This window comes from Ruminococcus sp. YE282, from assembly GCA_900101355.1.
GTDB lineage: Bacteria > Bacillota > Clostridia > Oscillospirales > Acutalibacteraceae > Ruminococcoides > Ruminococcoides bromii_A.
This window is the reverse complement of the sequence record FMUV01000013.1, coordinates 1-20,798: the sequence shown is the minus strand read 5'-3', so window position 1 is coordinate 20,798 and position 20,798 is coordinate 1. Positions and strand designations below refer to the sequence as shown.

The following is a 20,798-nucleotide window of genomic DNA, read 5'->3' as shown; positions in this document are numbered from 1 at the left end:
TCGCGTCATAATCATCACTTTCGGCATATAGAATATCATCATCTAACCCATAATAATAATTGTGATTATAATAACTTATATCTTTTATTCGTTGAAAATCATTTGGTGTTTTGCCTTCGTATTTTAATAATCTACTATTTTTCATATTAAATACTATTTATTGCACTTTCAATTCTTTTCTTTGCCGTTTCAAAATATGTATCGTCAATTTCAATTCCGACGAATTTTCTATTTGTATTTATACAGGCAACTCCTGTTGTTCCGCTACCCATACAATTATCCAATATTAAGTCGCCTTCATTAGAAAAAGTTTTGATTAAATATTCTAATAATTTAACTGGCTTTTCTGTTCTATGTAATGTTTTACTCGGATGTGGTTTTTGAATTGTAATAATAGAGGTTGGATATTTATCTTCGGATTGATTAGATTCAATGGCTTGAAATTTACCATAGTTATTATTTACAACAGGTTTATTTCTATATTTACTACCTTTACTATGAGAAGGTCTCCCTTTTGTAAATTGCGGATTATAAACAGGTGATTTCTTGTAAAACACAGCTATCTGTTCGTGTCGTCTCAGCGGCATACGTTTAGCGTTCAAAAATCCAGTAACCAAAGACTTATCCCATATCAAATCATATCTATACATTTTACGATTACTATTAACCAAATCTACAAAGAAAACTCCTTGAGCAAATAAAACTATCGCTCCATTATCTTTAATAATTCTCTCATAACAATCCCATAGTTTATCAAAGGGGATTTGTATATCAGATTTATTTTGAGTAACGCCATATGGTAAATCACAAAGTATCATATCAATAGTTTTATCGGGAATATTTTTCATAACTTCCAGACAGTCACCTTTAATTAGAGAATACCCTTGCACAAATTCGGGCGATTCTAAAATTTTATTCATATATGTTTTCTTTCAACGACTCCTTTTAATGTATCTATTAGTTCATCAACTGCGTCAACGCTGAATTGTAAATCACCAACATTTTCTTGTGCGACCATAGACTTCTTACTACTACTAAATAAGCCCTCTGGCATATTGCAAAGATATTCATCTTCGTCACATAAAATGGAATTTAGATTATCGCGAATTTCTGATAATTGATTTTGGACTTCTTTTATTTGTTTTCTACGTTGATTGTTCATTTGAAACACTATCCTTTGTATTGTTTGATAAAGAATTTTTTATTTTTTCAATATCATCCTGAATATATCCAATTTTTACGTTAATTGAATCCAGCATATCTTCAAATTCATCAAATGAATCTTTTATCATTTCTTCAAGATTATTATTCATATTGTTTTCCTCAAATAATTTATCAAGTATTCCCTTTGCTTCGTAAAACTCAATAAAACTTGAGTCGCGTGAATCTCCTTTTATATCGTTTAAGTTGTCAAGTATATCTGATAATTTATAAATAATTGAATATAAAGTAATATTTATACTTCCAACTCGTTTAATTAAGATATTCATATATTTTCTCACTTTAATGTATTACAGATAATAAAACCACACTTTTATATTTGAATTTCGTGTTGTTCCATAATTGTATAAAACTCACTTGCTTTGATTTCATTTAGTCCATCCGGAGCATCGAACTCACTACTTGAAGAAAGAGTACGGTAAACCACACCATCCAATTCAAACAAACGGCTTCTGCAACTAAAGAAATCACTCTTATGAAAATAGAATATTGGATTCGGTTTCGCTAAACCCTTAATTCCCTTTTCTTGGCATAGATTAACCCATTCTTTACAAAGTTGTGAGGTTTTCTTGAACTTGCCAGGCTCATACATCATAAACTCCGCGCCAAATTTTTCTTTATCTTCTGCTGTTGGCTTAATCCACAATCTCTTTGCGGTTAAATAAACTCCGTCAGATGTAATACCCTTTTCCTTTGCAAAATCCAAATATGTATTATAAAGCAAATCAGAATCGTTCTTATAATTTTGATACGCCTTTCCGAGTGTGGATTCTGCGGAAACAATATAAAACTTCTCCATTATATCCCCTATCTTCTCTTACATAAGTTAATCATCATAACGATTAACTGCAATGCTCCGACAATCAAGATAGCGAAAGAGAAATTCCCTTTAACCATCTCATCTAAAATCGTTTGAAAAAATGTCATTAGTTATACCTCGCAGAAATCTGTTTTCCGCAATTTGGGCAATGTGTAAAGTAATATGTCATCACGGAATTTGCAAAACCAGGATAAATAACTTTACGGCACTCAGATGATTCTTTAATCAAATCAGTATCACACTTTGAGCAATGAAATTTTAACTCAACAGAATCATCATTTGATTTCTTAAATAATTTCATTGGAATCACTCTCCAATTTGTTGTATTGTGATTTATGTATAAATAACTTTTCAGTTACTTTGAATTGATTTTGTTTATTCACATCAAGTGTGCGTGTAAACGGTCTTTTCCATATTGCCACGAAATCGGGCGGAGCGGCTTGTTCTGAAATAAACATCAAATGTTCTTTGCTCACTTCTCTCGCATACTCCCAAAATTCTTGACTATTGAATTTCTCATTACCATAACCAGTCGTATTCTCATATGGCGGGTCTGCGTATATCACACAATCTGGTGGAAGCTCAACGTCACGATAATCTTGACAAGTAAATTCCGCACCTTTGAGTGTTGCCATATCCTTCAGCAATGACCTCTTGCTTTGCAGAGCATAGTTGGTATTGGTTTTATTTCTTGCATAACCACCAAACCACTTGCCACCAAAGCTGCAACCAAACCCTACAAATCCGGTTAGCACACAATCTTCGTCTTTATGTTCGCGAATATATTTATATTGTTCTTCTGAAATATGCTCTGGCAATTCATAACCAGATTGAACGCCTTTAAGCAAATCTATTAAATATTTGTGTTTATCGTTCAGTATCATTCTGTCAAATCCTTGAATTTTACTCTCTACCGAACAAGAACCACAAAATAGGCTAATTATAGTTCTCCCCCCCCGTGCATTTACGGGAGAGGTTATTGAAATTATCTCGGCAATCTGCCGTGATATTCTCGATTTCCCGCCTTGATAGCGCATTTATAACCTCCGCAATTCTTTTGCTTATTCTACTTTTACCACCTAAATATTGCATATATCACCTTTTAGAAAGAAAACGATAATTCACTCTTGCCACCCATTCGGCATTTTCAAAAATTATTACAGCCTTACCACCATCATCACGGATAAATACGCACGGCGTTCGCAAGTCTGGATTCTGAGGTGATGCGAACACGACTTTATCACCAAATGCAAATGACTGCCGGACTGGTTCAGTGACTTCATTTTTCTCATTTCTTTCGGGATAAATATATTTCTTTTCACCATTTTCTCTTTTCCAAAAAGTATATCCGCTTCTCGGTGTTCCAATATCGCCGTTCATAAAATCTTCTTTAGTGTTGGACTGAGAAATATAACATTTTGGCGGTTTAGCAACAAAAGCGTGAAAATCAACGCCATCTGCTCCCAATTCAATCATCTTTTCTAAATAAAAATTCATAGTGTTATTCCTCACTCTGATATACCGTCTTGCCGCAGGTTGGGCAATCGCAAAGATAATATATATCATTACGGCAATCCATTTTGTTTTCGTACTCGCCGCGCTCTGCCTTAAATACGCATCCGCAGCGTTTGCACTCAAACATTCTCGATTCAATCACCTGCTCGATATTTCCTTTTTTAATAATTTCCATATATTCTCCCTTAATAATTACAAATAAATACTTCTTTGGCTTCGGAGTTGCCTTTTCCGCAAGCCATATATGTAAAGTTATCGAATATGTAAACTCGCCATCCGCACTTTTCACACCATTCAATCAAATGTGTGTTCTCTTTGCCTTTGCATTTGAAAACATTTGACATTCCGAATCTTATGTGCCGCGCATCAAGCTGTTCGCACAATTTGAACAAATCCAAATCGTCTTGCATTGACCAACCATTATTCTCGTTATACGTTGCTGTTGTGTTGAAATATGGCGGGTCAAGATATACAAAATCCATAGGATTGAGTTTATCAACCTTTAACTCACGGAAATCAAAGTTTGTCGTTATAACACTCCCGCGATGGAAGAACGCACAACCATCTCGGATATACTGTTCATTCTGTTCAGTAAAAGCTCCGTTCCCGAAAGGCATATTAAATTCGCCTTTGCTATTAAACCGCATTTGCTGAGAGAACGCATAGAACATACAGGAGTAAATATCAATCCAATCTTTTGTTTGGTTAGCATACTCCCTCATTTTCATATAGCGAGGTTTATAAATCTCAGCTTCTTCTGACTTTTGCTTTACTCCGCGCCGTAATAACCAGAACGTGTTTATATTCTTGATAATCCTATCAATAATATAATCTGCGTGATTGTCGCGGAACATCTCGTAAAACTTGAATAAATTTGAGTTTATGTCATTCACGATTGTTCTTGTTGAACGATAATTCATTGAAACGGTAGCAGAGCCGGCAAAAAGGTCAATAAACGTATTTACAGTTTCGCTCGGGGGGGAGAAGTTCTAATAAACCTTTGCTCAACAGTTTCCTTTTGCTACCCATATAAAAAATTGGACTTGTAATCATATTCCCTCTATGGTTATTTTATGTTTTGTGCTATTTATATTCAAATCAGTTTTCTACCGCACCTCGGGCAGAAGTTGGCATTAACCAAATCAAACTGACCTTCGATTTTTGGATAATTTGAATTATATAACAAGCATTGGCATTTAGAGCAATACATTCTTGTTACATTGCCGAGTTTCCTGATTCTGCGGACTGAAACTCCGTCATTAAGATTTTCTTCATCTAAGTTGTTATAGATGTCTTTCATTTTTTTATAGGTCGTAAAACGAATCCAAGTATTGCAGTCCGCGCAATAGACACCCATTCTTCGACCTTGAGGCTTTGCATAAACTTTTTCGCAGCCGCATTTAGGACATTTATATTCCGGCATTGAGTTTACCGTCCTTTACTATTTGTAGCAACTCCGCGCGGGTATTCTTAACCTTATCCCTCATTACAAGGTCGAGCAATTTATTCAGTATTTCGCCTATCTGCTTTCCTTTATAACCAAGCTCAATTAGGTCGTTCCCGTTGATTGCGAGATATTTCAAGGAGTAAACGTCGCAATTCTCTATACACCGCGCGACATCATTTTGTAATTCACCAAGACTCAGAAATATCCTTATTTGTTGAGCGTTGTTTGTGTCATCACATAAAGACTTTGCAAAATTGATAACATCGTGATAATCGCTATGTTCAATCTTTGCCAGTAGCTTCCGCGCGGGATATATTGAATAATCCCATTGCCATTCACCAGCCTCATTCACAAGGTAATGCCCTAATGTATAAATCTCTTTTGCTCCTGCTATAACATTGTTAGAATATCTCAGCCAAGTAAGCGTTTCTTCAATTCGCGGACTATCAAAAGTAATAGCAAGGTTGAGTAGGAAATTGTCACTATATTCTGCAATCCTGCGGAACTTCTCGTCATAGTCAACTTCGTCAATCTTGTGGCTTATGATATGAAGATATTTAAGCATTTTCAAGTATAATGCACGATATTTATAATATTCTTCATTATCAAAATCTTGCAATGGTTTATCACACAGGCAAGACAACATTTTGGTGATTTCCGCATTAATTCTCTCAATAGAAATCTGATTTAGATTATCCGCGAGAATATCCATAGTAAAACTTGTTCTACCCTCAATATTAAACCCGAAAACCATAGCAAAACGCAAGGCTCGCATAATCCGCAAGGCATCCTCGGAAAATCTTTTCTTCGGCAACCCAACGCAACGAATGAACTTATGCTTAATGTCATCAATTCCGCCAAAGTAATCAATCAGCCCGTCCTTGTCGTTATAAGCCATAGCATTGATTGTAAAATCGCGGCGGGCTAAATCTTCTTTAAGATTTGACACAAACTCCACACTGTCGGGATGGCGATTATCCTTGTATTCTCCGTCAACTCTGTATGTGGTTATCTCATAGACGGTATCTTCTAAAACCACGGAAACCGTGCCGTGCTGAATACCCGTGGGAATTACTTTGTAATCCTTGAAAACGTCAATTACCTGTTCGGGCAGAGCGGAGGTGCAAACATCCCAATCGTGCGGAGCAAAGCCCATAATAGAATCCCTAACGCAGCCTCCGACAACATATGCTTCATATCCGTTGTCGTTCAACTGATTAAGAATAAATTGTACGGACATAGGTAACTTTATATCCACGGATTCTTCACTCCCTCCAAAAACCTCGCCAAAACGCCATTATAGCGGAACACAAGGTCATCTTCGGTAATCGGCATATTCCAGTAATGCTTTACGATTTGGTGATAAATGTCGGCATTAATAGTCTTAAATTCAACTCTCTCAGGCTCATCATAGATAACCTTCATCCAACCATAATCGCCAACCTTTTGTAAGTCGAACATCTCAAATCGAACTAACTCACCAATTTTTTGCGGACAAGTTTCGATTGCAGCTTTGATTTCCTTTGCGGAAACGCTCGTGCCAGCAACTGAGATAATGATTTCATCGTTACCCAAGCTGTAAAAACTAACCTTGCCATCAAGTTCATTCTTGATATGCAGATAGAGCATTGTCATAAGATAACGCTCATATGTAATCTGCCTTTTTGGATTACACGCGCCCAAAATGACTTGACGAATATATTTGCTACTTCTTATGTGTTCACTCGGAGTGAAAAAGCCGATGTACTGTTCCCAAGTTTCCACGTTTTTGAAAATCGCGGGAGAGTAGTGTCTGAGCGCGGAAAAGTTAGCCTTCTTCATATCAATAGAAATAAAAGTCTTATCCTGATTTCCCTCGATATAAAGATTTTTGTTGCCCAACGTAATATTTTTGGTTACAACTCTCACGTCCGCAAAATCGTCATTAAGGAACTTCATATATTCTGTGTTATCCTTAATCATATTGATAACGCCATCCTTGACGGTGTTGTAATACTCAAAATACTCCTGCTCGGTATCGTATTTTTCTAAATCCGCGCAAAACGTATCGAACTTCTTTACGCAATCAAACTGAACGTCAAGTGCTTTGAGCCTTTGCGTAAAATAAGGTTCGTCAAAAAGATTGATAGGCAAGTTACAATCCTTGCAAAATCTTTTCTTCAAACCTGTAAATTGTAATACTTCTTCTCTTGTCATATGATTACTCACCTATATTCAATACGGCAATACATTTTTATTAACCACGTCGCCATTGGCTTCTTCAACCAAATCCATAACTTTATCCATATCGGGCGTGTCGGGCAAATCTGTCGTATCTTTGAGTTTGTCAAGTTTAGCTTCTAACTCATCAACGATTTCATAGAACTCTTTGGTCGGCTGCTGATTGTCGTCGAGATATTTGCCGTTGCGAACATCCATAAGAAAATCGTGGTCTTTTTCGCGGTAGGTATTGATTTCGCCCTTTTCAAGAATATCAAAAGCCATAAGATAAAGCCGGACAAGGTGCATCATATGCTTCCCGAGTTTATTATGAACCATTGCCTTTTCATTTCTTTTGCCCATCTTGGCATATTGACGGATAATAGTTCCCATATCATTCAACATACCTTTATGGTCGCGGAGCGGATAATGCTTTAATGTTACGTCGCAGAAAATTTCTGTTTCGTAATCATCTCTCGGAGATTCGTCAATATACAATTTGATTGAATCCTCCGGCATATCAAAATATCTGCTTTTGAAATCAACCGATGCGTGTTCAATGCTTTTAAGGATATGCTTTTCTAACTGAGATTGACTTGTATTTCTTGCAGTGAAGTTTTCTAAACGGCGGAGTTGATTTGAAGCATAGCATCCAAATGAATATATAGCTTTTTTAGATAAAAATAAATGACTATTATCAATCAATTTCTTTCCTACATCTGTAAGTAAAAAGTAATGCTCTGGTTTAAGCCCAAGAATCTCCACGGTGTTAGGGTTACAGGAACAAAGCAACTTTACAATTTTATCAAATGAATAAATTGTCGTATCTGTTCGGACATCAACAACTTGTTCAAAATCTCGCCCAGTAAGAATATTTCTTGAAGTATTTGTGGCTATTCCGCGAATATCAATGTCTGAATCTTCATTATTTGTACCATAAGCATAGCTCCCGCCAAAGCCCAATAAAATGATATTATCACCGAGATTATTGTTGTTATTTAGAAAACTATATTCTTTTTGTTTTAATATCTTTTGCATATCAATCATAATTAAGCAGCCTCTTTATATTTCCACTTATATCCACCGGCACTTTTTCTTCTTCCAACTATACAATCCCAAATATGTGATACTTTAAGCGTTCTTTGAGCTTCTTGTAAACTATTAAACTCGTTTATTATATTATTCTTATTATCAATTTGAAGTACCGGCTTCGACATATTCTCTACAACATATTTTCCAGATTTAATACGCGCATTTTTTCTTGCAATATTAGGATTGTATTGACACCATCCATATTTTGCACCAAATTTCAATCTTTCACGCAATGAATTGATTGATAAATGAAATAATTTGCATAATTTTTTTAAGTCTTTTTCACCATTTTCATATGCTTCACAAATGCTTTTTGTATCATTGTTTACCGCACGTTTATTGCACAAATCCCAATCTATATCATTAATTATATTATTAAATATTTTTTTAAGAGCGCTATTCAAAATAGACTGCATAACCCATTCTTGGTTGCCATTTCGACAATCTAAAACGACATAATAATTTATTATGCCTGAATCTTTTGCTAATTTTTCTTTAAGCACGTCATTTTGTCTTTCTTCTTCAAATGTTCTTGATTTTTTGTACATATATGTTTCCATATAATGCTGTTTCCCATGCGTTTCTATAATTAAATTAAATTTCGGGACATAAAAGTCATACCTTTTTTTATTCGACCAAGGGAAAATTTTTTCTACCTCAAAATCAACATTGCACTGTTCTAAAAAAGCTATTAAAAATTTTTCTGAATAACTTTTTTCTAAATTACAATACTGACATTTAGTAATTGCGACCGACATTTTATTGGGTTGTTTAATAAACGTGTGATTACAATTTGGACAAGTCCATTCAAGATATTGATTTGATGATTTAGTGTATTTATATCCATCATCTGGATTTGATAAATATTTAGCTAACTCAGGAGCGGTAGTCCACATATCGTTATAACCGGCTAACACTTGTCTATGAGAACATATAGGACATCCTATTTTGCCACCTTCTTTTACAGCATTAACTGGAAAAGAATGAAATATATGCCCTTTTGCGCAAACAAAGTCATATTTTTTATTACTTTGAATATCATCAATATTTATACTTTTATCATATAAAATATTGTTTTCCTTTAATGCGCTTCTTATATCAGCTATTTTTATTTATTGCGCCTCCTTGATATCTTTACTGTAATAATTATAACATTTTTGTAATAGTTATGTCAATATGTTTTTTGCTATTTCCTTTAATTTTCTAAAAAAATTTTTAGAAGATAATCGTCAAGGTATTTTTTCAAGATTTCGTCTGCTTGAGTCATAATCGGGTCGGCAGAATTGTCAAACAATTCCTCCGCAATCCCGCCGCCAATAGCGCACAATGTATCAGTGTCGCATTTCAAACTTAACACATTACGGATAAACTCGGTGTAACTGTTTGCTTCGTAAATGCAGCGAATAACTGCCGGAACAGAACCTTGACAAGTGACATCCCATCGGTAATATTCCCTCATTTGAGCAAGAGGAATTTCGGGACTATACGCATATTCCTCTTTTGGATATTGAGCGATAGCATATTCCAAAATTTGCTCTTTAGTTCTGTCATTCTTCGCAAACCATATACAAGCCGCCGTGACCTCTGCTCCTAATATCCCTTCGGGATGGTTATGAGTACAAGCTGCCGAATGTCGGGCATTAGCAACAACATCTTCTATGTCATCATAGTAGTCAGCGATATAAGAGACTCTCGTTGCCGAGCCATTGCCATAACTATTATATGGTTGCGTATGGTCAGTATTGAGCCAATCCAAGAACATCCCGCCAAATCCCTTGTGAGGGTACTTTTTGCCGAATTTGGCATAAACCTCTGCAAATGGCTTATCGTGCAAAATAGCATACTTTGTAGCCAAAGTAAGGACGGTATCATCGGTAAACTCACATTTGTCCGTCAATAAAATAGCTGTTTTATTGTCAAAATCGGCAGGTCTTTGAAACTCATATTGTGACCCAATAATATCTCCAATAATTGCGCCTTTAATAGCCATAATATCTCACCTATCTCATTCCGAAATAACTTATTTTGTCATCACCGTTGTTTTTCTGTTTGTCACTACGAGCCGCCAAATATCTGTATTTAACCTTAATGCAATTATGCGGATTACCTTTACAAATTTCTGTTACTTTAGAAGATAAGTATGCTTCGCAATTCCGCAAGATTATTTTGCCGTCTTTATCCTTTATTTCTTCATACCACGGACAAACTGAACCTATTCTATTTTGTCGCTTATTAGGGTCGTGGCGCGGTTTACCTTTACCCATTCGCAACCATTCTCTCTTTAACGAGCGTGATTAAATCATCAACCTGCCCATCGTGGATAAAGCCGCCAGTGTCCTTCAGAACACAGCCTTTCTCATTTCTGGCAGAACGCTTAATCATTTCCAAAGACCAAAGTAAACTCTCTAATTTGTTTTTCAGCATATGTTACTCCTTAAATACCATTTTATGTAAGATAGAATTTCATCTTGCGCGGTCGGGATATTCTTATTCTCAACCACACTTTTTATTTCGTCCTCGTTTGTCAGTTTTTCCCGCCCAAAAACACAGTTGTCAACCGTAGTGTCAAAGTCGCGGCTGAACTCATCTTGGAAGTTTACCCATTCATCCCTCTGCTGTTCTGTCTGAAATTCTGCGACATCACTATTCTCAATTCCTTTAAATTTTGCGTAAAACATAAAAACTTCCTCTCTACATATTGACTTTTGAGAAAATAGGCTGTATAATATTGGTGATTCGAGATTATTTTCTCAATGTGTATATATTATCAGAAAATTCTCTCGATGTCAATAGTTTTTCGAGATTATTTTCTCGATAAAGGAGAATTATTATGGATAGCGTATTGTATCAAAGGATTGTGGAGCTTTGTGCCGAGCGCGGAATAACAATTAACAAATTAGAAAGCGATTTAGGAATGGGCAACTCTGTCATTAGAAAATGGCGACAATCTACTCCTTCGGCGGATAAGATAGCTAAAGTTGCAACATACTTTAATGTGTCAGTTGATTATCTGCTCGGAAGAACGGATGTCAGAACTCCCGCCTCAGAACTGCTCGGCGATGAGTACATCATTACTTTGCAGCGCGGTAAGGAACGAATGACTCCGCAAGACCAAACCAAATCACTCGAAATGATTAAACTTGCCTTTGGCTATGCTTTTGAGGAAAACGATTGAGCATTGTCCTGTTTATCGCCCACCTAATTTGTTATACTGATAATAGAAGTATAATAATAGGAGGACTATAACCCCATTGATTAGGAAAATTTATATCAATAATCTGGTATTAAAACTCTATTCTCAACTCCCGCGAATTAAATATCCGCTCGATTTGAATGAAGTTTTATCTCTATTACCAAACTGCAAACTAATGTCATACCAGAAGTTTGCCGACATCAATCATTGTTCAGTCAATGACGTTATTGCCTTGTGTCAAAGCAAGTCCGGCTGTACGCATTATGATGTGGAAACTAACCGATATTTAATATTGGTGAACTTGGCTGAAACAAGCAATTATGGTCGGCGCAGATGGACAATAGCCCACGAAATAGGTCATATCGTTTGTGGGCATCACATTCTGTCTGCCGTGGATAAAATTGCTGAGAACTCATTCGCACGAATCAATAACCAAGATTATGAAATTGAAGTTGACTATTTTGTAGCGACATTGTTATCTCCATTACCTTTGTTTAAGGCGTTTGAGATACAATCCGCGCGGGATATTCAAAACACATTTGGCTTGTCAGCAGAAGCCTCCGATATACGCCTCAAGGAGTATAAGATATGGCTGAGAAACCATAGGAAAACCGCTTGGGAAAACGATATTGTAAATGTTGTTAAATATAAAACCCTACAATAAATACTATTTATCAATTAGCATTTCCGTTTTGGAAGTGCTATTTATTTTTCTGCTTTTTCAAATACATAAACAGTATTATATGTATTAACCGTTAAGGTCTTTCCGTCAAAGTCCGACTGTTGAACTCCGGACGTTGTAATCGTATGTACTTCGCCATTGGTAAATTCAATATAAACTCTGCCACAGTTACCAACTTGGAAATCACTTGGATTCAACCAGCAGTTCGCGCCATTTTCAAAGCTGGCGTGTAAATTAGCTCGTCTTTGCCCACCTATTCTTTTATGGGATTTAACAATGTATCTTTCTCCCACATCAATTTTCTTTCCGCAAACTGGGCAAGTAAATACATCTCCATCCCGCTCTGCTTGCGCCCAACAACATTTTGTAGTCATTATTTAACTCGCTTTCTTTATACGTTGCATAGCAATATCATAGTATTTATTATCAATTTCAATTCCAATAAAATTACGGTCAAGCTGTTGACTTGCTATTCCCGCTCCACCAATACCCATAAATGGGTCTAAAATAATATCTCCTACCTTAGAAGAATTATCAATAAGTATCTTCATTAGTTCAACTGGTTTCTCTGTGTCGTGGAGATTTTTGCCATCATCACCTTTGAGTTTAACATTCGGAACAGATAAAATATCGCTCGTCCCGCAATGATTGATTTTAATGCCTTTGCCCTTGCGGAAGAACATTATGTATTCAAATTGCGACATATAGTATTGACCCATTATCTTGTTACCCTTATCCCATATTAGGCATTTGATAAAATGAAACCCGCAATTTGTGAAAGTATTAAGCATTTTAATCAAATTAACGTGGTTAGTCATCACATAGCAATGGCTACCATCTTTCAGTACCCGATAAAACTCAGGTGCGTATTCAGAACAATCAATGTTGTTATGCGCAAATACTTGACCACGCTTATTGATTTTCTTTTGGAGCATACCGCCGCTGTTTCCCGCACTTCCGCGCGAAGTAACTTTATACGGCGGGTCTGTCACAATCAAATCAATACTGTTATCGTCAAGTAATTTTAGTTGTTCTACGCACTCTCCACAAATGAGCTTCGCTCGGTGGGGTGTTCTTAATTACTGTCAAATTCTCTTTTCCTCTTTGGTTTTATTGTTCGTTTGCGATTAAAGCATTTCCGCAAGTAATTCTGTCGCTATCTTCTTCTTTGCTTGGGACAAACACAATTACATCCCAACCTTCATCAAGTAGGGGCTGCTCAAATTTTCTGTAAACGTCATAATCAGTATAAGATGTAGCAACATCAAAGCCATTCTTAATAGCAGAATTTGTTTCGTGAATTGGAGTAATCTTAACGATGAATTTATCTTTGTCGAATAGTCTTGAAAGTTCTTTTGCATCAAGAATTGTCTGCGCAGTAACCGCAAAATTCAATGTGTATTTTCTGCCTTTCGGCATAGGAAGTGTGCGAGCAAACTCCGAAATCTGAACAAGTGCTAAACTTTTATTTCCAAATTGTGTTTTTCTTTGAGCCTCATCCGTACTGTTAATACTAAATTGAAGCCCAGCTTCACCGTTATATACGTTGTTTTTGATATAACACCACTCAGTAATAAAATCAAAAAGTTTGGGATTATTCTTCGGGAGCATTGTTGAAACTACCGGATGAATGGTGTCTGCTTTGATATACTCACCAACAAGAGGTTTTAGGTAAGATTCTGCAAAAGCCAAAACGTTTTTATTAAATGTCGGCTCTCCCATTCTTGCGAAATGCACATTAAATCTTTTTGTTTCCTTTACGGTTTCGCCCTTTAATATTTGCTCAATTTCATAGCACATATCATCAATAGAAGCATTACCATAAAATCCATATTTGGGGCAATCGCAAAATTGGCAATTCATAGGGCAGCCCTTTTGTGTGCTGATGGTAGCAACCCATTTATCGGATAAATCAACTTCTGTGTTTGCCACGCCATTGATTTCTTTGGTTAGTCCGAGGAAATCAGCCTTAATATTATTTTCTTTTCCATAATCACCAACAGTTAAGAACTCTAACTTTCTGTCGGTGTCAACATATATTTTGCCGGTATGTGTATTAACAATTTTCATTGCATTTCTCTTTTCTTATTCTTTGGTTTCCTTATCTTCTGTAATCAACACCTTCGTTGAGATAATCATTGTAGCCACGGATAAGGCATTTTGAAGTGCCGTGCGGGTAACTTTTGCAGGGTCGATAATACCGTTTTCAATCATATCAACAAACTTATTTGTCATTACATCAAATCCGCAATTCTTAATATAAGAATGTGGTTTCTTACCTTTATTCGCCATATATGTTGAGTATAGTTCTTTGTAGTCACAACCCGCATTTTCAACGATATTCTTAAAGGGTTCTTGTAACGCTTTGATTACAATTTCATTTCCTGTCAAATAATCTTCGGCATAATCATAAATTTTATTTCTTTGCAATTCATCACAAGCATTAAGCAATGCAATGCCGCCGCCGGGAACAATACCCTCATCAATAGCAGCTCTGGTTGCTGCAAGCGCATCCTCTAACCTCAACTTTTTGTCTTTCATTTCAACTTCCGTAGAAGCACCGACACGAATGACAGCCACGCCGCCCGTCAGTTTTGCGATACGCTCCTTCAGCTTTTCCTTGTCGAACTCGGATGTTGCTTTTTCAAGCTCCGCGCGGATTGAAGAAACCCTGTTTTGGATAATATCAGGATTGTTCGTGCCGCCGATAATCGTGGTTGTGTCCTTGTCAACCTTAATTTTCTGTGCCGAGCCAAGATGATGAGTTTCAATATCCTTCAAAGTCATTCCGTGCTTACTGTTGATAAATACTCCACCCGTAAGTGCCGCAATATCTTCAAGCCAAGCCTCACGCATTTCACCAAACTTTGGTGGCTTAACACAAACCACATTGAGAACTCCGCGCAGTTTGTTCTGAATAAGTGTTCCCATTACCTCATTGGACATTTCATCAGAGATAATCAGTAACGCTCTGCCACTTTTTGACACTTCTTCGAGAATGGGAAGAATGTCCTGAATATTAGTGATTTTTTGGTCAGTAATCAAAATGAGCGGATTGTCGTACTCGCAAATCATCTTCTCAACATCTGTAACCATATGCGGCGCAACATACCCTTTGTCGAATTGTAGACCTTTGACAATCTCATATTCTGTATTACCAGTGTGGGATTCCTCAACCGTAATTACAACATCGTTACCCATCTTCTCGATAATGTCAGCAATGATTTTGCCGAACTGTTCATCGCGGGATGAGATAGTCGCAATCTTTGCAATATCGTCTGCTCCGCGCACAGGAATAGCGTGTTCCTTGATATACTCAACGACGTTATCAACCGCCCGTTCCATTCCCTTTTTAATCAAAACAGGACTTTCGCCATTTACAACGCAGCCTAATCCGTTGTTGACTAATGCTTGTGCAAGAACGATAGCTGTTGTCGTGCCATCGCCGGAATCGCTATTTGTCTTTGAGGAAGCCTCGCATACGAGCTTTGCACCCATATTCTCAAATTCATCAGACAGAACAACCTCTTTTGCTATGGTTACTCCATCATTAGTGATAAGCGGCGAACCATAATCTCTATCTAAGCCAACAAAATTGCCTTTTGCGCCGAGAGTTACCTTAACACATTCCGCAACGGTGTTTACGCCATTTTGAAGTGCTTTTTGCGCATCCTCGTTATATAGTATCTTTTTCGCCATCTGAATCCACCTTTGCAATAATATTTTCTGTCTTTACGATAATATATTCCTCGCCGCCGATTACATATTTTTGAGATTTCATTACGTCAAATAACAGAATCTCACCAACGGCATATACGGTTTCGCCGCCCCAAATCTCATAATCCACCGCGACTTTGCCAAGACAAGGCGTGTCGTTGCTGTTTACAATTAATGCAGTTTGAGGTTCGATTTCGTATGGTTTAAGAAGAACATAATCGTTATATTCCATTTTTATCTTCATATTATTTCTCCCACGGAAATCCCGGCAATCCAAAATGCCCGAATTTCGCTGTTTCATAATATTTTACCGATTTAAGTTTCAGGTCATTGATAATCCGCGCGGGAGTACACTCCCGATATAGTTTATCAATGTTCTCTTGATAATCGCCTTTGTTGGTTTTGATATAAATAGCCATCGGCTCGGCAATACCAATAGCGTATGATAACTGAACTTGTACCCAATCAAACTCGCTATTACTTTTAAGAAAACGGATTGCTAATTGTCTTGCCTTATATGCAGCAGAACGGTCAACTTTTGTAAAGCACTTGCCCGAGAAACATCCGCCGCCGACAGGAGCAAAGCCTTGATAGTTGTCAATCACTACTTTGCGACCAGTCAATCCCGCATCTCCCTCAAATCCGCCGATAAGAAACTTACCCGTTGGATTGATATGGAAATTCTCAATCGAGATATAATACTGATGGCATAAATTGCGGCAATAATCAATCAAAATCCTGTCCGTTTCTTCCCTATCAACTTCTGTGTTTTGATAAGAAATAACGAAATCCTTTATATATCTGAGTTTGCCACTTTCGTCATAGCAACCTGTGATTTGAGCTTTACCGTCGGGTAAAAATCGCGGGTCTTGCGAACGCAGCCAATCATAATACATCGACAAACACTGTAAAATGTGCATTGCAAGAGGAACGTGACTTGTAGTATCTCTGCAAGCATAGCCGAACATCATTCCCTGGTCGCCAGCTCCGCCAGTGTCAACTCCCTGCGCAATATCGGGTGATTGTTGCCCAAGATTGTTAATTATTTCACAGTCTTTTGAATATCCAACGTCATCCAAAACGGATTTAACAACATTTTCAACATCAACATCACCTTTCGAGGTTACTTCGCCAGTGACGAATATCTTGCCTTTACCGCCGACAACCTCAATTCCGCAGCGACTATCTGAGTCTTGCGATAAATAAGCATCGAGCAAAGCATCGCTTATTTGGTCTGCAACTTTGTCGGGATGCGACCTGAATACGATTTCGTTTGAGAAGAACATAACTAACCATCCCCCTTCTTAATAAATTCATTGTACTTTTGAATTACATCTTCAAAGAATCTGTACCAATCATTTGATAAAGAATCTATCTTGGACTTTCTTATAATATCTGCTTTAAGAAATACTTTAACTAAACTTTGTATCGGCAAATGTCTATCGCGCCGGATTACTTGCCCGAAATTTCGGAACACAATCCACGCTTCATTTCGCAATACAACGTCGCCCCAAGCATCGGCATATATAAAATCTTTAGTATGGCGTTTAAAATCAGGAAAGTATTTTTCTAAAATATATCTCAAAGGTGCGCCCATATCTTCTACTGGTGGTCTGAATGATTCCGAGAAGAAATCTCTGTGTTTAATCCACAAGTCATCACCATTAACAAAACAAGGACAAGAACATTTCTTTGGAATATAATCTGCCGCAAAGCTCTGCTTAACGCCTTTCAATTCTGCGGGTTTTGCAAGTTTTGGCTGACCCCAAAATCTATATGAAACCACCTCGCAAGAAAGTGGTGCTACAAAAAATAAGGAATGAACTTTCGCGGGATTTGAATAAGTAAATGTGCAAGGATAAATCATACTGTCGTTCGACATAAACTGATATTCTGCAATATCGTAATACTCTCCATCTAAATCCTTGTATAATCTAATCCGCGCAAAACCATCGGGCAAAACGCATTTATACCATTCCCGCGTTCCGTCTGTTCTTAACTGCTCTGCCAAAAGCTCGGACTTGCTTTTAATTTCCTCAATGTATTTCAAATACTCCATATTCGTGTATGGCTGAATATCTGTTACATTCTCGGAATAAAAGTATTGCCGCGCTTTTTCGGCGGTATCAGCATAAATTAGCGGTTTATAGTCATTACCTTCAAGGGTTAATATCCATCTTTTCATACGCGATACGGGATTAGCATTGGAGCATAAACGCTATCGAGAGTGCTTTTGCTGACAAGCGGAGATTCAAGCAAAGTGTTTACTCTAAATCCGTGAGTAACATAATCGCCGTGAACGAGAAACTTAATCCAACTGCCATTCTTGCAGGATAGATTTATTTCTTGTCTTTGATGGTTAATGCGAACGCTTACGCCTAAAAGTTCCTCGGTCGGGAAAACCACAAAACTCATTGCGGCTTCTTTGTAATTCGGGAAAACAGCCAATACCCGATAATTAGGATATTTCTTGCAGTTCGCTATTGCTTCTCTTAATGATTCGATTGAGTATTCCGCGCGGGTTGGTTCTATTATCACTCTACTTCACCCACTTGCTCAACAAGCACATTTAGACTTGGAAATTCGCGCCTGAGTTTTGATTGAAGCTCTGCTGACAAACCACGACAAAAATCCTCGGTGCTACAAGTGAATCTGTAAGCACAAGCAAATCTGTGATTGTCAACCGGCTCAAAGAGCGTGAAACCATTGCCTACACTCGATACCCATTCGCGGATTTGCGCGAAAAAGTCATTGTGCTTTTCTTTATAGCTTTGAACGTCGTAAATATTTTCGCTGAGAATTGCGATACCTTTTAATTCGTACATTTTATACCTCTTAGAATATGTTTAATTACTTCAATGCTCCAACCATCGCCGATTAGGTCTGTTATAGCTGACTTTCTTAACCCGCCGAAATCATACCAATCAGGAATAGTCTGCAATTTTCGATATTCGTTTATGGTTAAATCTCTCAAACCATTTTCATCTTCTATGAACTGCGTGTTCCACGCAGCATATCCACGGGCGGTAATCGGAATTGATTTATCACCGTTTACCTGCACATACATAGTTCCATTTCGTTTGCGATTTACAAATGCTCGTTTCTTATCAGACCAATTTTCTTCTCTTTGTGGATTTTCGTCTAAAATATCTTTAAGTAAAATCCCACGGTCTTGCGGAACATCGCAAGGAATATTAGTCCAATACAACCGATTACGCTTTTGCGCGGAAACCAAAGAAGAATTGATTTGTACAGGTTCGCAACCGATAAGCTGATTAAAAACCCTTTTATCTGCTTTCGTCATTGAGCCAACATTTTCAAATAGGAAATACTTTGGTTTAACTTGCTTGAAAATATCGACACATATGTAAATCAAACTTGACTTTTCACCATCAACTCCAACCTTGCCGGTAATATTTATCAAACTCATATTTTGGCAAGGAGAACCACACAAAAATAAATCTATGGTTTCGTTTTGTAAATCATTTATATCAAAATCCCGCACATCTCCTAATTGAATTGTGTTCGGGAAATTTAATTGAGTGGTTTGTACGGCAGTGGGCTTAATCTCATATGAAAAGTATTTATGGATTGGTATTCCCAACTCCTTCAATGCGATTTGCCCGCCACTCATACCATCGCATAAGCTTAGAACCGTTAAACCCTTTTGTGACGATAAAATGGTGTTTTTATTGACACAAATATCACTTTAACCCCTCTATTTTAGAGGAATTATGAAGGGTCTAAATTATAAATCTATAAAAACACCTTAATTACAAAAAGAAAACACTCAGAAATAGGTGATTAGAAATCAAAAACGTAGATAAAAACACCATTTGTTAGTCCCAATAAGCATTTACATCTTTATAATCGGGATAATGTTCAGCCATATATTTTTCTAATACTTTAGTAAGGGGCTTAATAACCTTTTTATCTTCTTCAAATAAATCTTCGCAATAGGGTCTTGTTTCTGTTTCAAAAATAATTTTGTCACAATCTTTGACTACACCGTGATAATCAGATTTGCTCCAAACATCATAATCTGCTGTGTAATCAGCGGTATGCTCAACGGAAATATTAAATCTTGTTTCAAAATTTACAAAAGCATCTCTGTCATAAAACGCAGCCTTATAAAAGAATGTTGCGCGTTTTCTACCCTTGTTATCAATGATTTCGTTCCACATAGAATGACTCGTTGCTTTAACCTGCCATCCTTCGGGAAGCTGGACTTCCCAAAACAAACCATCATAATCCCCTACGATTTCAATGCCCATTTTCTCATACTGTGATTTTGTAAAATCGGTATTGTTTTTATTTTGATAACCAGAACAAAAATTAGTCCTTTTAGGCAACCTTTGATTTGCAACTACGGATTGCTGACCTCTCTTTTCCTGATTCTCGATGGCTTTTGAAGGGCTTTCACCCTCTTGTGCATACAAAAGAGCTTCAAACATTGTTAATTCATCATCATAATTCATATTATTTATTCTAAACCTTTCTTTCAACCGTGCATAAAGTGTCGTTATGACTCCCACCGTGCGCCACAACAAGAATTTCGATAATCTCAAATCCGCGCGTTTTGCCGACACCGTTTGTATTCCAGCCAAAACTCAAACAATAACCGCCCGGTTTGACAATCCGTGAAATCTCATTGAGATGATTGCTACGCCAAGAGGCTTTTGTATGTTCCATAGTTGGAGTAATGCCAACACTTTCATAGCACTCCACGCGCTGACGCACCGAGAACGGCGGGTCATATAAAACCACATCGGCTGATTGTGTTTTCATCAATTTTAGGAAATCCAAAGCATCAAGGTGATAATCTGTGTCGAACTTTGGATTCAAGTCATTGGTAATTGTCCCTATTTTTGAACTGTTTGCAAATGGGTCAATAATGACTTTCCCCCCCCCC

General features: G+C 37.2%; 31 protein-coding genes and 1 pseudogene. 2 read left to right on the top strand and 30 right to left on the bottom strand.

Features of this window, described 5'->3' with window-relative positions:
* Nucleotides 1-146: 146 nt before the first annotated feature.
* The 18 genes and pseudogenes from BLP46_RS05940 to BLP46_RS05860 all read right to left on the bottom strand — a co-directional run bounded on the left by BLP46_RS05940 (nt 147) and on the right by BLP46_RS05860 (nt 10,972).
* The gene (locus BLP46_RS05940) at nt 147-920 is read right to left on the bottom strand and encodes a DNA-methyltransferase (RefSeq protein ID WP_092977101.1); all 774 of its coding nucleotides are present in this window, start codon (nt 918-920) and stop codon (nt 147-149) included.
* Nucleotides 917-1,162, bottom strand: a complete 246-nt coding sequence (locus BLP46_RS05935; RefSeq protein WP_092977098.1) for a hypothetical protein — start codon at nt 1,160-1,162, stop codon at nt 917-919. The genes BLP46_RS05940 and BLP46_RS05935 overlap by 4 nt, the downstream gene beginning before the upstream one ends.
* Nucleotides 1,146-1,490: a hypothetical protein gene (locus BLP46_RS05930; protein WP_092977095.1), complete on the bottom strand. Its 345-nt coding sequence runs from the start codon at nt 1,488-1,490 to the stop codon at nt 1,146-1,148. The genes BLP46_RS05935 and BLP46_RS05930 overlap by 17 nt, the downstream gene beginning before the upstream one ends.
* A 44-nt stretch (nt 1,491-1,534) precedes the next feature.
* The gene (locus tag BLP46_RS05925; protein ID WP_092977092.1) at nt 1,535-2,020 is read right to left on the bottom strand and encodes a hypothetical protein; all 486 of its coding nucleotides are present in this window, start codon (nt 2,018-2,020) and stop codon (nt 1,535-1,537) included.
* Between the two features lie 127 nt (nt 2,021-2,147).
* The gene (locus tag BLP46_RS05920; protein ID WP_092977089.1) at nt 2,148-2,342 is read right to left on the bottom strand and encodes a hypothetical protein; all 195 of its coding nucleotides are present in this window, start codon (nt 2,340-2,342) and stop codon (nt 2,148-2,150) included.
* A complete protein-coding gene (locus BLP46_RS05915) occupies nt 2,329-3,078 on the bottom strand; it encodes a DNA adenine methylase (RefSeq protein WP_092977086.1) in 750 nt (249 codons plus the stop codon). Before BLP46_RS05915 ends, BLP46_RS05920 begins: the two co-directional genes overlap by 14 nt.
* A gap of 58 nt (nt 3,079-3,136) precedes the next feature.
* Complete coding sequence (locus tag BLP46_RS05910; RefSeq protein ID WP_092977083.1) at nt 3,137-3,538, bottom strand: hypothetical protein; 402 nt, start codon at nt 3,536-3,538, stop codon at nt 3,137-3,139.
* A gap of 4 nt (nt 3,539-3,542) precedes the next feature.
* Nucleotides 3,543-3,731, bottom strand: a complete 189-nt coding sequence (locus BLP46_RS05905) for a hypothetical protein (RefSeq protein WP_092977080.1) — start codon at nt 3,729-3,731, stop codon at nt 3,543-3,545.
* A 10-nt stretch (nt 3,732-3,741) separates the two neighbouring features.
* Nucleotides 3,742-4,518: pseudogene (locus BLP46_RS05900) on the bottom strand (DNA adenine methylase); the annotation flags it as partial.
* A 131-nt stretch (nt 4,519-4,649) separates the two neighbouring features.
* The gene (locus tag BLP46_RS05895; protein WP_092977074.1) at nt 4,650-4,979 is read right to left on the bottom strand and encodes a hypothetical protein; all 330 of its coding nucleotides are present in this window, start codon (nt 4,977-4,979) and stop codon (nt 4,650-4,652) included.
* On the bottom strand, nt 4,966-6,261 hold the full coding sequence (locus tag BLP46_RS05890) for a CCA tRNA nucleotidyltransferase (protein WP_092977071.1): 1,296 nt from the start codon (nt 6,259-6,261) through the stop codon (nt 4,966-4,968). The genes BLP46_RS05895 and BLP46_RS05890 overlap by 14 nt, the downstream gene beginning before the upstream one ends.
* Nucleotides 6,252-7,199: a hypothetical protein gene (locus tag BLP46_RS05885; protein ID WP_092977068.1), complete on the bottom strand. Its 948-nt coding sequence runs from the start codon at nt 7,197-7,199 to the stop codon at nt 6,252-6,254. The genes BLP46_RS05890 and BLP46_RS05885 overlap by 10 nt, the downstream gene beginning before the upstream one ends.
* 18 nt (nt 7,200-7,217) lie before the next feature.
* A complete protein-coding gene (locus BLP46_RS05880) occupies nt 7,218-8,249 on the bottom strand; it encodes a DNA polymerase beta superfamily protein (protein WP_092977065.1) in 1,032 nt (343 codons plus the stop codon).
* A 2-nt stretch (nt 8,250-8,251) separates the two neighbouring features.
* Nucleotides 8,252-9,190 carry a zinc-ribbon domain-containing protein gene (locus BLP46_RS05875; RefSeq protein ID WP_143000459.1) on the bottom strand — a complete coding sequence of 313 codons (939 nt, stop codon included), beginning with the start codon at nt 9,188-9,190 and terminating at the stop codon, nt 8,252-8,254.
* A 299-nt stretch (nt 9,191-9,489) separates the two neighbouring features.
* Nucleotides 9,490-10,284 (bottom strand): ADP-ribosylglycohydrolase family protein, encoded by a 795-nt coding sequence (locus tag BLP46_RS05870; RefSeq protein WP_092977059.1) that lies wholly within the window; start codon nt 10,282-10,284, stop codon nt 9,490-9,492.
* Nucleotides 10,285-10,294: 10 nt separating this feature from the next.
* Nucleotides 10,295-10,558: a hypothetical protein gene (locus tag BLP46_RS05865; protein WP_092977056.1), complete on the bottom strand. Its 264-nt coding sequence runs from the start codon at nt 10,556-10,558 to the stop codon at nt 10,295-10,297.
* The gene (locus BLP46_RS13020) at nt 10,551-10,718 is read right to left on the bottom strand and encodes a hypothetical protein (RefSeq protein ID WP_167669194.1); all 168 of its coding nucleotides are present in this window, start codon (nt 10,716-10,718) and stop codon (nt 10,551-10,553) included. The genes BLP46_RS05865 and BLP46_RS13020 overlap by 8 nt, the downstream gene beginning before the upstream one ends.
* Nucleotides 10,712-10,972 carry a hypothetical protein gene (locus BLP46_RS05860; protein WP_092977053.1) on the bottom strand — a complete coding sequence of 87 codons (261 nt, stop codon included), beginning with the start codon at nt 10,970-10,972 and terminating at the stop codon, nt 10,712-10,714. Before BLP46_RS05860 ends, BLP46_RS13020 begins: the two co-directional genes overlap by 7 nt.
* Nucleotides 10,973-11,124: 152 nt before the next feature.
* Between BLP46_RS05860 and BLP46_RS05855 the strand changes: the two genes are divergently transcribed.
* Together BLP46_RS05855 and BLP46_RS05850 are read left to right on the top strand one after the other, a co-directional pair.
* The gene (locus BLP46_RS05855; RefSeq protein ID WP_092977050.1) at nt 11,125-11,469 is read left to right on the top strand and encodes a helix-turn-helix domain-containing protein; all 345 of its coding nucleotides are present in this window, start codon (nt 11,125-11,127) and stop codon (nt 11,467-11,469) included.
* Between the two features lie 76 nt (nt 11,470-11,545).
* Nucleotides 11,546-12,151, top strand: coding sequence for an ImmA/IrrE family metallo-endopeptidase (locus BLP46_RS05850; RefSeq protein ID WP_092977047.1), 606 nt, complete (start codon nt 11,546-11,548; stop codon nt 12,149-12,151).
* A gap of 41 nt (nt 12,152-12,192) precedes the next feature.
* Here BLP46_RS05850 and BLP46_RS05845 read toward each other — a convergent pair whose 3' ends face one another.
* The 12 genes from BLP46_RS05845 to BLP46_RS13015 all read right to left on the bottom strand — a co-directional run.
* The gene (locus tag BLP46_RS05845) at nt 12,193-12,543 is read right to left on the bottom strand and encodes a hypothetical protein (RefSeq protein WP_092977044.1); all 351 of its coding nucleotides are present in this window, start codon (nt 12,541-12,543) and stop codon (nt 12,193-12,195) included.
* 3 nt (nt 12,544-12,546) lie between these two features.
* Complete coding sequence (locus BLP46_RS05840) at nt 12,547-13,161, bottom strand: DNA-methyltransferase (protein WP_318259497.1); 615 nt, start codon at nt 13,159-13,161, stop codon at nt 12,547-12,549.
* 118 nt (nt 13,162-13,279) lie between these two features.
* Nucleotides 13,280-14,239: a Fe-S-oxidoreductase gene (locus BLP46_RS05835; protein WP_092977039.1), complete on the bottom strand. Its 960-nt coding sequence runs from the start codon at nt 14,237-14,239 to the stop codon at nt 13,280-13,282.
* A gap of 15 nt (nt 14,240-14,254) precedes the next feature.
* Nucleotides 14,255-15,868: a chaperonin GroEL gene (gene groL, locus BLP46_RS05830; protein ID WP_092977036.1), complete on the bottom strand. Its 1,614-nt coding sequence runs from the start codon at nt 15,866-15,868 to the stop codon at nt 14,255-14,257.
* On the bottom strand, nt 15,846-16,130 hold the full coding sequence (locus BLP46_RS05825) for a hypothetical protein (protein WP_092977033.1): 285 nt from the start codon (nt 16,128-16,130) through the stop codon (nt 15,846-15,848). The genes groL and BLP46_RS05825 overlap by 23 nt, the downstream gene beginning before the upstream one ends.
* A gap of 1 nt (nt 16,131) precedes the next feature.
* The gene (locus BLP46_RS05820) at nt 16,132-17,172 is read right to left on the bottom strand and encodes a methionine adenosyltransferase domain-containing protein (RefSeq protein WP_092977030.1); all 1,041 of its coding nucleotides are present in this window, start codon (nt 17,170-17,172) and stop codon (nt 16,132-16,134) included.
* 2 nt (nt 17,173-17,174) lie between these two features.
* Nucleotides 17,175-18,071 (bottom strand): hypothetical protein, encoded by an 897-nt coding sequence (locus BLP46_RS05815; RefSeq protein ID WP_092977027.1) that lies wholly within the window; start codon nt 18,069-18,071, stop codon nt 17,175-17,177.
* Complete coding sequence (locus tag BLP46_RS05810) at nt 18,068-18,424, bottom strand: hypothetical protein (RefSeq protein WP_092977024.1); 357 nt, start codon at nt 18,422-18,424, stop codon at nt 18,068-18,070. The genes BLP46_RS05815 and BLP46_RS05810 overlap by 4 nt, the downstream gene beginning before the upstream one ends.
* Nucleotides 18,421-18,711, bottom strand: coding sequence for a hypothetical protein (locus BLP46_RS05805; protein WP_092977021.1), 291 nt, complete (start codon nt 18,709-18,711; stop codon nt 18,421-18,423). Before BLP46_RS05805 ends, BLP46_RS05810 begins: the two co-directional genes overlap by 4 nt.
* A complete protein-coding gene (locus tag BLP46_RS05800) occupies nt 18,699-19,568 on the bottom strand; it encodes a DNA cytosine methyltransferase (RefSeq protein ID WP_318259496.1) in 870 nt (289 codons plus the stop codon). Before BLP46_RS05800 ends, BLP46_RS05805 begins: the two co-directional genes overlap by 13 nt.
* Nucleotides 19,569-19,725: 157 nt before the next feature.
* Nucleotides 19,726-20,364, bottom strand: a complete 639-nt coding sequence (locus BLP46_RS05795) for a hypothetical protein (RefSeq protein ID WP_143000458.1) — start codon at nt 20,362-20,364, stop codon at nt 19,726-19,728.
* A gap of 10 nt (nt 20,365-20,374) precedes the next feature.
* Nucleotides 20,375-20,798, bottom strand: a 424-nt coding sequence (locus BLP46_RS13015) for an adenine-specific DNA methylase (RefSeq protein ID WP_092977012.1), incomplete at its 5' end; no start/stop codon positions are given.